This is a genomic window from Faecalispora sporosphaeroides DSM 1294 (genome assembly GCA_000383295.1).
In the GTDB taxonomy this organism is placed as follows: Bacteria; Bacillota; Clostridia; order Oscillospirales; family Acutalibacteraceae; genus Faecalispora; species Faecalispora sporosphaeroides.
The window spans coordinates 350,977-363,321 of record KB911068.1; the positions used below are offsets into that span (position 1 = coordinate 350,977).

Here is a 12,345-nt window from a genome sequence, read left to right on the forward strand (position 1 = left end):
TGGGTGATTATAAACCATGGTTATGGCCATCGGAAAAAGCATACAGCGCAAGGACGCGTGGGAGAAAGTGACCGGCCTTGCCCGGTACACGGATGATTTTCCCGTCACGGGTCTGCTTTGCGCAAGACTGCTCACCAGCCCGTACGGACATGCCCGAATCCTGAAAATCGATACGGCGAGGGCCTTGGCAGTCAAGGGAGTCAAATCGATTCTGACGGGCGGCGACTTTCAGGAACTGCACGGCCCTTTGCTTTTAGACCGCCCCGCTCTGGCGCGGAATGTGGTCAGGTATGCGGGGGAGCCGGTGGCGCTTGTGGTTGCGCAGGAGGAATCCATCGCGGCAAAGGCGGTTCGGTTGATCGAAGTGGAATACGAGCCTCTTCCCGTTTTGCTGACGCCCTCCGCGTCTTTATCGCCGGGCGCCGTTCTCATTCATGAAAAGGTGACCGGGTATAAAAGGCTGCTGACGGACATCTACCCCGAGGAGGGAACCAATATTGCCAGCCGTTACCGTATACAAAAGGGCAGCGCCGGGCAGGCCCTGAAAAAGTGCGATTATATCGTTCAAAAGCAATTCTCTCTGCCCGCCTCCGATCACCTCGCGATGGAGGTGCGCACGGCGCGGGCACAAATCAGCGCCGACGGCAAGGTGCAGATCACGACCTCCTCCCAGTCCCCCTATGCGGTGCGCCGGCAGATATCGGACGCGTTTATGATCCCGGCCGGGCAGATTCAGGTGACGGTTCCGTTCATCGGCGGCGGATTCGGCGGGAAATCCGCCGTGATGCTGGAGATACTGGCGTATCTGGCTTCCAAAAGCGTGGGGGGCAAGGCGGTTCGCCTGATCGTCACGCGGGAGCAGGACATGGCCGCCCTTCCGAGCCGGATCGGGCTGGAGGCGGACATTACCCTTGGCGCGGACAGGGACGGCAACATTCAGGCCGCTCAAATGACATTCCGCCTGGATTGCGGCGCGTATGCCGACATTTCGCCGTATATGGCAAAGGCCATTGCGGTGGATTGCACCGGACCGTATCACATGGAGCATGTGCTGTGCGATTCTTTGTGCGTGTACACCAACCATACGTATGCAACCGCTTACCGGAGCTTTTCGCATGAATCCTGTACCTTCTGCGTAGAGCGGGCGATTGATCTTCTGGCAAAGCGCTGCGGGCAGGACCCGCTGGAGTTCCGTTTCCGCAACGCGATTCGCGAGGGCAGCACAACCCCCACACAGGTGCCTTACACCGAAAGCCTGATCGGCGATTTGAGGAAATGCCTTGGCAGAGCAAGGCGGCTTTCGCAGTGGGATGCCGGGGCCGGAACCCCCATCAAGGAGAATACGGTGAAGGCAAAGGGGATCGCCTGCTTTTGGAAGACTGAAAATCCCCCCACCGACGCCGTTTCGGGGGCCGCCGTCACCTTTAACACAGACGGAAGCGTCAATCTGGTCACCGGGGTGGTCGAGATGGGCTCCAACGGCCAGACCCATCTGGCGCAGATCCTCGCGGAAAAATTGGGCATTCCCTGTGAAAAGGTACACGTGGTGCTGAGCGTGGATACCCGCGCGGCCCCGGAGCATTGGAAAACGGTGGCGAGCCTGACCGAATACATGGCCGGGAAGGCGGTTCTGCGCGCCGCCGACGATCTGCTGCAGCAGCTGCGAAGCAACGGGTCGCAGGCCTTCGGCTGCCCGGTTTCGGACATTGAGGTGTCTCACGGGCGGGTGTATTCCATCCGGAACCCGGAGCGCTTCATCGAGTTCAAGGATATTGCGCAAGGGTATCAGGCGCCCGACGGCACGTCGATCGGCGAGCCGGTGCTGGGGAGGGGCGGAATGATGCTCAAGGGCCTAAGCATGCTCGACCCTAAAACGGGGAAGGGGAAAACGGGGCCCGCATGGACGCTCGGCGCGCAGGTGGTCGAGGTGGAAGCGGACATCAGGAGCTTCAGCTACCGGATTCTCTCCGCTTTAACGGTGATAGATGTGGGCAGGGTGATCAATCCGGAATCGATGCGCTCCATGGTGGCGGGCGGAATGGCAATGGGAATGAGTATGGCAAGCCGGGAATTCGTTTCTTTCAGCAGCCGGGGGGTGCCGCAGGCGCCGAACCTGCGCACCTATAAGCTGATGCACCTTGGGCAGGAGCCGGATTACCGGGTGGACTTTGTGGAAACGCCGCAGGATGATTCCCCCTATGGAATGCGCAGCTATGCCGAACATGGAATCATCGCCATTCCCGCCGCTCTGGCGAACGCACTGGCCAATGCGTTCGGAATAGAAGAGGTGACGCTGCCGCTGACCCCGGAAAATATATGGAAAGCGTCGCAGAAGGAGAAGCCATGATTCCATTTGATTTTGTCTATTGCCGTCCCGATACGCTGCGTGAAGCGGCAGACGCATTCAAACGGTATCAGGGTAAAAACAAAAAGGCCGTTTGCTACGGCGGCGGGTCCGAGATCATTACGATGTGCCGGGCAGGCAGCATTCATCCCGACGCGGTGGTCGATATCAAAGGCATTCCCGAATGCGGGATTTTAGAAAAGGACGATTGCTTTTTGACGATCGGGGCGGCCTGCACGCTGAGCCGGATTACGGAATCAAAGCTGTTTCCGTTGCTGGGGCTTGCCTGCGGCCGGGTCGCGGATCACACCAACCAATGCAGAATCACGTTGGGCGGGAATCTGTGCGGCACCGTTATTTACCGCGAGACAAGCCTGCCGCTGCTGCTGTCCGACGCGGAGGTGACCGTCGGCGGGCCGGATGGAATGCGGAGGGTTCCTTTTCAGAACATCTTTGACGGCAGGGTGCGGCTGCGGGAGGGGGAATGGATCGTACAGGCGCATATCCCCGTGTGGGCGCTGCAGGCGCGCCACGCCCATATCAAAAAGACTGCGCAGGAAAAAATTGATTATCCGCTGGTCAATGTCACCGCAATCTGGAAGGAGGACGTCCTCCGCGCGGCGTTTTCCGGAATCTGCTCCCGGCCTTTCCGCAGCCGCCGGGTGGAAGCGGTGCTGAATGACCGCGGGCTCCCGCCCGAAATCCGCGCGGAAAAAGCGGCCGGTTTATTGCCGGAGCCGCCTTATCACGACGTGGAGGGCTCGGGTGAGTACCGGGCCTTCGTATTCAAAAACACATTGTGCGAGTTGTTGGAGGCGTGGCAGAATGACAGAGTTTGAGGGAAAAACGGTTCTATCGCTCCATGTAAACGGGAATTTTCATGAGGTATTGGTGAGGCCCTCCGATATCCTGCTGGATGTGCTGAGGGAACAGCTTGGGCTGACCGGCGCGAAGGCCGGGTGCAAAAACGGCGACTGCGGTGCCTGCACGGTGATGGTCGACGGCTGGCCGGCAAAGTCCTGCCTCATGCTGGCGGTGGAGGCTCAGGGGAAAAAAATCACCACGGTGGAGGGGCTCGGCGGCAAGGCCGCCGTACAAAACGCCTTTGTGGAGGCAAACGCGTTTCAGTGCGGGTACTGCACCTCCGGGTTTTTAATGGTGTGCCACGCGCTGTTGACGCAGCACCCCGTCATGCCGGACGAAATCGTTGTGGAGGAATGGCTGCAGTCCAACCTGTGCCGCTGCACCAGCTATCAGGAGATCCGAGAAGCGGTTCATTTGATGTATGATGCTGTGCAGGACGCCGACGTTTGAGTCAAACGCGCCGCCCCTCGCCTGCCGTGGCCGTATTTGACAGCGGCACAGGTTGGTCGGGGGGTTCAACTGCCGCACGATGAATAGATGAGTATAAATTAATTGGGGGAACGCTTTGGTATGCCGATTCACGAGGAGATGCTGAGTTTAACGTATGCCTGGGCGATCGGGCTGGGAATTTTGGTGGGCACGGCCGCGCGCGCCGTCACGCTGGTGGTGGATTACCGGCAGACGCCGACCTATCCCGACGGGCAGTTCATCCATCTGTTTGCGGGCTTTATTGCCGCCGCGCTCGGGGCCGTCGCCATCCCCGCGCTGCTGGAAAAGGACTACGCGGCCTTCACCTTTCTGGCGTTGGCGGTACAGCATTTTCGGGATATCCGCAAAATGGAGCAGGAGAGCTTAAACAATCTGGAGCTTTCCGGGTATGCCCGCCGCGGGGACGCGTATATCGACGGGATTTCAAAAACCTATGAGGCGCGAAACTACATTTCGATGATTTCCTCCATGATCGCATCCTCCGTCGTGCTGCTGATGGAGGGCCTGCCGCGCGCGCTTGCGGTAATCACGGCTGCCGCGCTGGGGATGCTGTCGGTATTTTTGCTCAAGCGGTTTACGCGCGGAAAACGGGTGGGGGATATCAGCATTGTTCGGCAGGGGAAGATTCAGATACAGGGCTCCAACTTGTTTGTGGACGATGTTTACGTCACCGGTGCGGCGGGTTCGCCTGTAGCGCGGGAATTATTTCTCCAACAGGGGCTGGGCGTTGTGATTACCCCCAAAAAAGAGCAGTTTCGCGCCACGCTGGAAAACGCCGGGCAGCGGCAGGCTATTTTGTATGAGGCGGCCAGCACTCTGGGGGTCAAGACGTACCAGTATGTCAAGCGCAGCGTGGAGCAGGACAAAATGGTGATCGCTCTGGTGCCGGTTGACCGCGATATCGGGCGGATGATCGCGGCGATTCAAAATACGCCCGTGTTGGAAAACAGCCGGAAGGTGCGCAGAATCATGTCCCGTTAGCAGCCACGAAAGGAATGAGGAAAATGGCAAAAGACCCGCAGATTCTGGTATACTTTACCAATCAGCCCGAACAAATCGTCGGAGGAGACCCTCTGTGCCTGCACATTCAGGATGCGGAGCAGCGCGAGCGGATGATCGTGGAAATGGCAAGGCTGTTCGAGGCCGGTGTGGTTTTTCTCCCGAACGGCGACGCAATGATTGTAATGGGCGTGTGACCGGGTGGAGCGAATCCAAAAGAGCGTCGATTCAGTGAAGACCGCAAAAAACATTTGACAATTTTACCTCTCCGCTTTATTCTGTGAATGGGGTGAATGAAATGAAACGGGAATTGGAAGTGTTTTTTGACTACGCCTGCCCTTACTGCTTTCGGGCGCACGGGTATTTAACGGAGCTAATGCCGCAGTATCCGCAGCTCGGCATTGTCTGGCGCCCCTGCGAAGCGCACCCCCGGCCGGACCGATACGGCCCCCACAGCGACCTGTGCATACAGGGCTATTTCTTCGCTCTGGAGAACGGGGCCGATGCTTTGGCGTACCACGACCGCATGTACCGGGCGGCTCTGATAGACCGTATCGATATCGAGAGCGTCGACGCGCTCGCCGATTTTGTGCGCGATCTTGTCGATGCGGATGCTTTCCGGCTTGCGCTGCGGCAGGGAACTTACCAAAAGGCGCTGGCAGAGGCGAACCGGCTCGCGTTTGAGCGCTCCGGCGTGTGGGTTGTTCCGGCATACCGGATGGAAGGCCGAAAGATAGATTCCGTTGAAAACATCGGTGTTTCCAAAGAACAGCTCCGGCGCTTTCTGAGCCAGGCGGATTAACAAGCCTATGCGCGCGCAATGGAGGATGCGCTCACAGCCGGGAGAAAACCGTGTCTTTTACATGTAAAAGACGGCGCGCGATCCCTGTAAACCTGTAAAACGGTTCCCCTTTGCCGCGCTTTTTTCTTGACAAACGCAAAACAAGTGGTATGATAGGTGTAATTGAATAGGAATCTTCAGGGCAGGGTGCGATTCCCTACCGGTGGTAAAGCCCACGAGCCGCAAGGCATGATTCGGTGTAACTCCGAAGCCGACAGTATAGTCTGGATGAAAGAAGATGAATGGATATAGGATATCTGTGTATGAAATTTTGCTCTGGAATCATTTTATTCCAGAGCTTTTTTGATTTCATCCGCGCCGGGTGCTCTCTGTGCCGCAGTAATGCCCTGAACGATTTCGTTCAGGGCATTACTGTTTTGGAGGTGTGATATGACGGATACGCAATACATGAGTATGGCCGTCGAACTTGCAAAAAAAGGCTGCGGATGGGTGAATCCCAATCCGATGGTGGGCGCGGTGATCGTAAAGGATGGCCGCGTCATCGGGCAGGGGTATCACGAAAGGTACGGGGCGCTCCATGCGGAGCGGAACGCACTTGCAAGCTGTGAATCCTCCCCGGCCGGCGCCACGATCTACGTGACCCTTGAGCCGTGCTGCCACTACGGCAAAACGCCGCCCTGCACCGACGCCATTCTGGAAAGCGGCATTCGCCGGGTGGTGATCGGCTCCCGCGACCCCAATCCGCAGGTTTCGGGCAAAGGGGTTAAAATTCTGCGCTCCCGCGGAATCGAGGTGACGGAAAATATTAAAAAAGACGAATGCGACGCGCTCAACCGGAGCTTTTTTCACTACATTCAAAACGGGACGCCCTATGTGGTGATGAAGTACGCAATGACGCTGGATGGGAAAATCGCGACACGCACGGGCAAATCCCGGTGGATTACCGGGGAGGCGGCGCGCCGTCGCGTTCAGGAAGACCGGCACCGGTACGCTGCCATCATGGTGGGTATCGGTACCGTTCTCGCGGACGATCCCCTTCTGACCTGCCGGATGGAAAACGGCAGAAATCCCCTGCGGATCGTCTGCGACACCAGGCTGCGAACGCCGCTGCACGCAAGGCTCGTCACCTCGGCGGCGGTGGCGGGTACGCTCCTTGCCACAGCGGTAACAGACCGTGAGAAACACCGGCCTTATCTGGAAGCGGGCTGCAACCTTGCGGTGCTCCCCGAAAAAGACGGCCGCATCGATTTAAACTGCCTGATGCGGGTGCTGGGCGAAAGGAAGATCGACAGCGTTCTGCTCGAGGGCGGCGGAATCCTGAACTGGTCCGCGCTGCAAAGCGGCATCGTGAACCGGGTTCAGGCCTACATTGCCCCCAAGCTGTTAGGCGGCGCAAAAACGCCTGTGGCGGGCCCCGGGGTCGATTCCCCGCAGGAAGCCTTCCGGTTGGGCCAGCCGACGCTCACGCGGCTCGGCGAGGATCTTTTATGGGAGAGCGAGGTGCTCACATGTTCACAGGAATCATAGAGGAGGTCGGCAAAGTACAAAGCGTCCGCAAGGGCAAGGATTCCGCCGCCGTCTCCATTGGGGCAAAAACGATTTGGGAGGGGCTTCGCTCCGGGGACAGCATCGCAGTCAACGGTGTCTGCCTTACCGTCACCTCTTTTTCTCAAAGCGGCTTTACCGCCGATGTGATGCACGAAACCCTGAACCGTTCCTCTCTGGGGAGCCTGTGTGCGGGGAGCGCCGTCAATCTGGAACGGGCGATGCCCGCAAACGGCAGGTTCGGCGGACATATTGTATCGGGGCATATCGACGGTATGGGAACAATTGCCGCCATAACGAAGGACGACAACGCCGTGTGGTATACCGTGAAGACTGGCCCCCGTGTTCTGAGGTACATCATTGAAAAGGGTTCGGTCGCCGTCGACGGCATCAGCCTGACGGTGGCGAAGGTTCATAACGACGGATTCAGCGTATCCGTCATACCGCATACCGCGGCACAGACCATTCTGTCTGAAAAACGCGTCGGCGACATCGTCAATCTGGAAAACGACTGTATCGCAAAATATGTGGAGCGGCTTCTGGGCTCCCAGCCGCCAAAGACGGCGATTACAGCGGAATTTCTTGCGAAACACGGCTTTTAAGGAGGAAATGAAATGTTGGAGTACAGCACCATTGAAGAGGCTCTGGAGGAGCTTCGGCAGGGCAGAATCATTCTGGCGACGGACGACGAGGACCGCGAAAATGAGGGCGATTTTATATGCGCCGCCGAGTTTGCCACGACGGAAAATGTGAACTTTATGGCGGTGCACGGCAAGGGGCTGATTTGTATGCCCATGAGCGCAGCGCTTTGCAAAAAGCTGCGGTTTCCCCAGATGGTGAGCGACAATACAGAGAACCATGAAACCGCGTTCACGGTTTCTGTCGACCACGTGAGCACCGGTACCGGGATTTCGGCCGCCGAGCGCAGCGTTACCGCCATGAAATGCGCGGAGGAAAACGCAAAGCCGGAGGATTTTCGCCGCCCCGGCCATATGTTCCCGCTGACGGCAAAGAAAAACGGCGTTCTGGAGCGGAATGGCCATACCGAAGCCACGGTGGATTTGATGCGGCTGGCCGGTTTGAAGGAATGCGGCCTGTGCTGTGAGATCATGCGGGAGGACGGAACCATGATGCGCACGCCGGAGCTGATGGAGCTGGCGAAAAAATGGGGACTGAAAATGATCACGATCAAAGCCCTGCAGGAGTACCGCAAAAGAAGCGACAAGCTGGTCGAGCGGGTCGCCTGCGCGTCGCTCCCCACAAAGTACGGCGATTTTAGAATTTACGGGTACAGCAACAAGCTGAACGGCGAGCACCATGTAGCGCTGGTGAAAGGGGAAATCGGCGACGGCAAAAATCTTTTGTGCCGGGTGCATTCCGAGTGCCTGACCGGCGATGCGTTCGGCTCCGAGCGCTGCGACTGCGGCCAGCAGTTCGCGTCGGCCATGGCGCAGATCGAGCAGGAGGGCCGCGGCATTCTGCTCTATATGCGTCAGGAGGGCCGCGGGATCGGGCTGATCAACAAGCTGCGCGCCTATGCGCTCCAGGATCAGGGAATGGATACGCTGGAAGCGAATCTCGCGCTGGGGTTTTCGGGGGATTTGAGGGAGTATTTCATCGGCGCGCAGATTCTGCGTGATCTTGGGGCAAAGACCCTGCGCCTGCTTACCAACAATCCGGATAAGGTCTATCAGCTTTCCGGCTTCGGCATGGAGATCGTACAGCGTGTTCCAATCCAGATGGATGCTACCGCACACGATCTGTTCTACCTGAAAACGAAGCAGGAGAAAATGGGCCATCTTTTGAATTTTTAAAATGGAAAAAGGAGAATGCGCTATGAAAACATTGGAAGGGAAACTTGTATCCAGGAACATCCGCGTCGGCATTGTCGCCGCCCGGTTCAATGAGTTTATCACCAGCAGGCTTTTGAGCGGTGCGCTGGACGGGCTGAAACGCCATGAGGTCGGCGAGGATCAGATTGCTGTCGCCTGGGTTCCCGGCGCCTTTGAAATTCCGCTGATCGCCTCTAAGATGGCCAAAAGCGGCAAATATGATGCCGTCATCTGCCTTGGTGCGGTCATTCGGGGCAGCACAAGCCATTACGACTATGTGTGCAGCGAGGTGTCGAAGGGGATCGCGCATGTGTCGCTGCACAGCGACATTCCCGTCCTGTTCGGTGTGCTCACCACGGAAAATATTGAGCAGGCCATAGAGCGGGCGGGTACAAAGGCAGGCAACAAGGGCTTTGACTGCGCTGTGGGCGCGATTGAAATGGTCAACCTGATCCGCGAGATAGAAGCATAGAATGCAGCCGGCCGGAGCGAAAACATATCGTCGAGTTTAAAAAAAGGCGGGTGCTTTGTTTTTCTCATATCATAGTCGTCCTTCGCTTTGAAATCCTCAAAAAGTAACTGAATACGGTCTTGTTTAGAAGCTTGTCGAGGAGAAAATGTCTTCCACTGCCCGATCGGAATTGATTGCCAAATAAAAAAATATCTGCCAATCGGTAAATAATGATCGGATTTTGGATAAAACTAAAAGCGTACTTTGATTTTAAAGGAGATAATGAAAATGAATACAAACGACAATTTGGAAAACACAAAGAAGCTCAATCAGCAGTCCCGCCAGAATGCGTCCGGCCAGAGTTCCTCCGGCGTGAGCAGCATGGATTCTGCGGCCGAGCAGGAGGCCCGCCAGCTGAACCAGCAGTCCCGCCAGAGCTCTTCCAGCCAGAGTTCCTCCGGCATGAACAGCTCGGATTCGGATTTGCAGCAGGCTCGTCAGGCAAATCAGCAGTCCCGCCAGAATGCGTCCGGCCAGAGTTCTTACGGCATGAACAGCATGAATTCCGCGGCTGAGCAGGAGGCCCAGCAGTTGAACCAGCAGTCCCGCCAGAGCTCGTCCGGCCAGAGCACTCCCAGCGTGAGCAGCATGGATTCCAAGGCGGAGCAGGAAGCCCGCAAGCTGAACCAGCAGTCCCATCAGGGAACATCCAACTGAATATGTGAAGAAATGCCCCTGTCCGCAATGAGGAATACGGACAGGGGCGCTTCTGTTTGTAAAACAACTGCCGCCGATGAAGGCGAAGTCAAGAGCTGACCTGGAGATAAGGACAAAAACTCCTTTTGACGAATCGGCGGCAAAAGGCGCCAAAAGAAGGCGGTTCAAAAATGAATGGCGACCAGAGTTCGGCGCATACTGAGCGGGGATACAGGCATATAGTAGTAGCAGTTCAGCTATTTTGCCAGCGCCAGAATCTGTTCGCAGATCTCTTCTTGCTTTTGCTGTACGCGCTCAAAATTCATATGCGGAATGTAGTGCCCCTCCAGCTCATCGTGCAGCTTTTTCGTCTGGGCCAGTGCCTTTAAGGCTTCGCCCAGCAGCGTGTCGAATGTTTTGGAGTTGAACTCCGTCGCATCCTTCTGCCGTTCGGCCTGCGCGGGGTCGGTGTACTGCGTCAGGTCCAGTATCGTCTGGCGGCGGCTTTTCAGCTCGAAGCCGTCCTGCTCCGAGAGAAACGCCAGCTTTAGTTCCGGAATCAGCACGTGCTCAATGCGTGTCTCCGGCGCAAGCGGTGAGTAATACAGCTCCACATCCAGCCCGCGGAACACCGCTTCGTCGGTCACTTTTTTCAGCATTTCGTGCACGCCCACGCCCCACACGCTCCGAATGGAATACACCTTTTCTGCGCTGTTTGCCAGCGATTCCAAATGGTTTACGATGCCCGACGGAGTGATGGCGCAGGCGAATAAACGGCGGGTTTTGCCCAGCCTGCCGGTTACCGCCACCTTTTCCAGCTCGCTGTCGATGATCCGCTGCGCCTGCAGGAGCGCACCGGCTCTGTCTGTCGCGGATTCGATCGTCTCCAAAATGTCGTCCATCAGGCACTTGGCCGCCGCAAGGGATTGATAGGCGTGCCTGTATTGCCGCTTGATGTCCGCGCCGATGCGGATGATCTCATCGCGGCTCTCGCGGATGGCCTCCCCGTTCCAGTATTCGCCCAGATTGATGATCTCGTCCACGGCGGCGGGGTACATCGGGTCGGTAACATGCGGGGCCGTGCCGTCGATGAGCGCCACGCCCAGTGCTGGAATCACCAGACAATCCAGCGAATCCGGGTCCGATGCGCAGTGCATGTACTCAAGAGCATATCCTTCCAGCGTCATCCGCTCGCCGATGCGCTTTAAAAAGGTGGATTTGCCCACGCCGGGGCCGCCCTTCAGGCAATAGATGCGCCTGGCGTTCTGCGGCGGAAGTATATAGGCAAAATAAGAGAAGAAACCCTGGCTGGTATTATTTCCGGGGAACATGTGACGAATCCGATTCTCTGCCATAGTAGCACCTCGCAATACTTACAGTATGTGTATTTTCTTTTACCATACTATGCGCGGTTGGTATACGCAGTACCAATCTTCCCAAAAATAATAATCGCGGCCGATCGCGCTTTAACGGCGGCTGCCGTCTTACAGGGCCGGCGATGCCCCTCGCTGCGGCTGTGTGATTCAGACGGCCAAAATTTGCATATTCCAAAACCCGCAGGCAATACTAGTGGCTGATCAAAGGTTGATGCATATGGTGAAATTTTATAATGAGGTGATACGATGACAAACAAAGAAATCGGGAGAATCCTGAATTTGTTCGAGGTGGGGGAGGCGACGGGGCACAATTTTATTTTAACTAAGAAAAGCCCGGTTGTTCACAAGGTGAGTGAAGAAAATATTCAGGAGCTTCTGGAAAAGCATGTCATCTCTAAAATCAGGGAAGGGCAGGCGGGCGAAGACCAGTATATGATCACGGAGCTGGGGCTGAGAGTCAGAAACGGGCAGGCGGAGGTGTAAAAACTTCCGCCTGTTTTTGTTTTGTCAAATAGAAGGGAATTCCGTGCTCTCCCGGAATCTTCCCCGGGGCAGATTGCCTGACGGAAATCGATTCTTGCACATAATGCGGCGCCATGCTGTCAATACTATCCGTGTCAATGATTTTAAAAGGAGTCCTGCTAACAAAAGTCAAGCCCCAAATTCAAGAAAATTCAGTGTAGAAAAAAGAGTATAACAAAAAGGCGGCCACAATATGCGCCCACCTGAATAAGTGAAATCCAGAGACTGACTATGTATTCGAGTGCATTTGCTCCAAAGCGTTCAAATGGTCTCTGACTTTGGCGTGGTAAATGCGCAGGAATTTGTTCGCAGCGGCGGTCATGTAAACAAGATAAGGCTTACCCTCGGCACGCTTGCGGTCAAGAAATTGGTATACCGGCTCGTCCTGTGGAGAGCGTTTCAGGTGCGTACTGACAATTTGAAAC

General features: G+C 56.5%; 14 protein-coding genes, 1 pseudogene and 1 riboswitch. Of the genes and pseudogenes, 13 read left to right on the forward strand and 2 right to left on the reverse strand.

The genetic code is table 11. From position 1 onward, the window contains the following. The first annotated feature begins 16 nt into the window (after nucleotides 1-16). The 12 genes from G340_RS0107940 (at nucleotide 17) to G340_RS16605 (ending at nucleotide 10,043) form a co-directional block, all read left to right on the forward strand. On the forward strand, nucleotides 17-2,347 hold the full coding sequence (locus tag G340_RS0107940; protein WP_020073118.1) for a xanthine dehydrogenase family protein molybdopterin-binding subunit: 2,331 nt from the start codon (nucleotides 17-19) through the stop codon (nucleotides 2,345-2,347). After that, nucleotides 2,344-3,183 carry an FAD binding domain-containing protein gene (locus tag G340_RS0107945; RefSeq protein ID WP_020073119.1) on the forward strand — a complete coding sequence of 280 codons (840 nt, stop codon included), beginning with the start codon at nucleotides 2,344-2,346 and terminating at the stop codon, nucleotides 3,181-3,183. The genes G340_RS0107940 and G340_RS0107945 overlap by 4 nt, the downstream gene beginning before the upstream one ends. Beyond that, complete coding sequence (locus tag G340_RS0107950; RefSeq protein WP_020073120.1) at nucleotides 3,170-3,658, forward strand: (2Fe-2S)-binding protein; 489 nt, start codon at nucleotides 3,170-3,172, stop codon at nucleotides 3,656-3,658. Before G340_RS0107945 ends, G340_RS0107950 begins: the two co-directional genes overlap by 14 nt. Before the next feature lie 120 nt (nucleotides 3,659-3,778). Further along, complete coding sequence (locus G340_RS0107955; protein WP_020073121.1) at nucleotides 3,779-4,678, forward strand: YIEGIA domain-containing protein; 900 nt, start codon at nucleotides 3,779-3,781, stop codon at nucleotides 4,676-4,678. Between the two features lie 23 nt (nucleotides 4,679-4,701). Beyond that, nucleotides 4,702-4,893 (forward strand): capping complex subunit for YIEGIA, encoded by a 192-nt coding sequence (locus G340_RS0107960; protein ID WP_020073122.1) that lies wholly within the window; start codon nucleotides 4,702-4,704, stop codon nucleotides 4,891-4,893. Between the two features lie 83 nt (nucleotides 4,894-4,976). Then, nucleotides 4,977-5,498 (forward strand): DsbA family protein, encoded by a 522-nt coding sequence (locus G340_RS0107965; RefSeq protein ID WP_326522351.1) that lies wholly within the window; start codon nucleotides 4,977-4,979, stop codon nucleotides 5,496-5,498. Between the two features lie 168 nt (nucleotides 5,499-5,666). Beyond that, a riboswitch (FMN riboswitch) is annotated at nucleotides 5,667-5,781 on the forward strand. Between the two features lie 19 nt (nucleotides 5,782-5,800). After that, nucleotides 5,801-5,926, forward strand: coding sequence for a hypothetical protein (locus G340_RS18445; RefSeq protein WP_020073124.1), 126 nt, complete (start codon nucleotides 5,801-5,803; stop codon nucleotides 5,924-5,926). A gap of 1 nt (nucleotide 5,927) precedes the next feature. Further along, nucleotides 5,928-7,025 (forward strand): bifunctional diaminohydroxyphosphoribosylaminopyrimidine deaminase/5-amino-6-(5-phosphoribosylamino)uracil reductase RibD, encoded by a 1,098-nt coding sequence (gene ribD / locus G340_RS0107975; RefSeq protein WP_020073125.1) that lies wholly within the window; start codon nucleotides 5,928-5,930, stop codon nucleotides 7,023-7,025. Continuing rightward, nucleotides 7,007-7,645, forward strand: coding sequence for a riboflavin synthase (locus tag G340_RS0107980; RefSeq protein ID WP_020073126.1), 639 nt, complete (start codon nucleotides 7,007-7,009; stop codon nucleotides 7,643-7,645). Before ribD ends, G340_RS0107980 begins: the two co-directional genes overlap by 19 nt. 12 nt (nucleotides 7,646-7,657) lie before the next feature. Then, on the forward strand, nucleotides 7,658-8,857 hold the full coding sequence (locus G340_RS0107985; RefSeq protein ID WP_020073127.1) for a bifunctional 3,4-dihydroxy-2-butanone-4-phosphate synthase/GTP cyclohydrolase II: 1,200 nt from the start codon (nucleotides 7,658-7,660) through the stop codon (nucleotides 8,855-8,857). A gap of 22 nt (nucleotides 8,858-8,879) precedes the next feature. Further along, nucleotides 8,880-9,347 (forward strand): 6,7-dimethyl-8-ribityllumazine synthase, encoded by a 468-nt coding sequence (gene ribH, locus G340_RS0107990; protein ID WP_020073128.1) that lies wholly within the window; start codon nucleotides 8,880-8,882, stop codon nucleotides 9,345-9,347. Nucleotides 9,348-9,614: 267 nt separating this feature from the next. After that, nucleotides 9,615-10,043 (forward strand): hypothetical protein, encoded by a 429-nt coding sequence (locus tag G340_RS16605; protein ID WP_020073129.1) that lies wholly within the window; start codon nucleotides 9,615-9,617, stop codon nucleotides 10,041-10,043. A 236-nt stretch (nucleotides 10,044-10,279) separates the two neighbouring features. On the opposite strand, the gene G340_RS0108000 is transcribed toward G340_RS16605, so the two are convergent. Next, complete coding sequence (locus tag G340_RS0108000) at nucleotides 10,280-11,377, reverse strand: hypothetical protein (RefSeq protein WP_027103916.1); 1,098 nt, start codon at nucleotides 11,375-11,377, stop codon at nucleotides 10,280-10,282. Between the two features lie 267 nt (nucleotides 11,378-11,644). On the opposite strand from G340_RS0108000, the gene G340_RS0108005 reads away from it, so the two are divergent. Then, on the forward strand, nucleotides 11,645-11,881 hold the full coding sequence (locus G340_RS0108005) for a hypothetical protein (RefSeq protein ID WP_020073131.1): 237 nt from the start codon (nucleotides 11,645-11,647) through the stop codon (nucleotides 11,879-11,881). A gap of 268 nt (nucleotides 11,882-12,149) precedes the next feature. On the opposite strand, the pseudogene G340_RS18450 reads toward G340_RS0108005, so the two are convergent. Then, nucleotides 12,150-12,345 (reverse strand): annotated as a pseudogene (locus G340_RS18450) (IS110 family transposase); the annotation flags it as partial.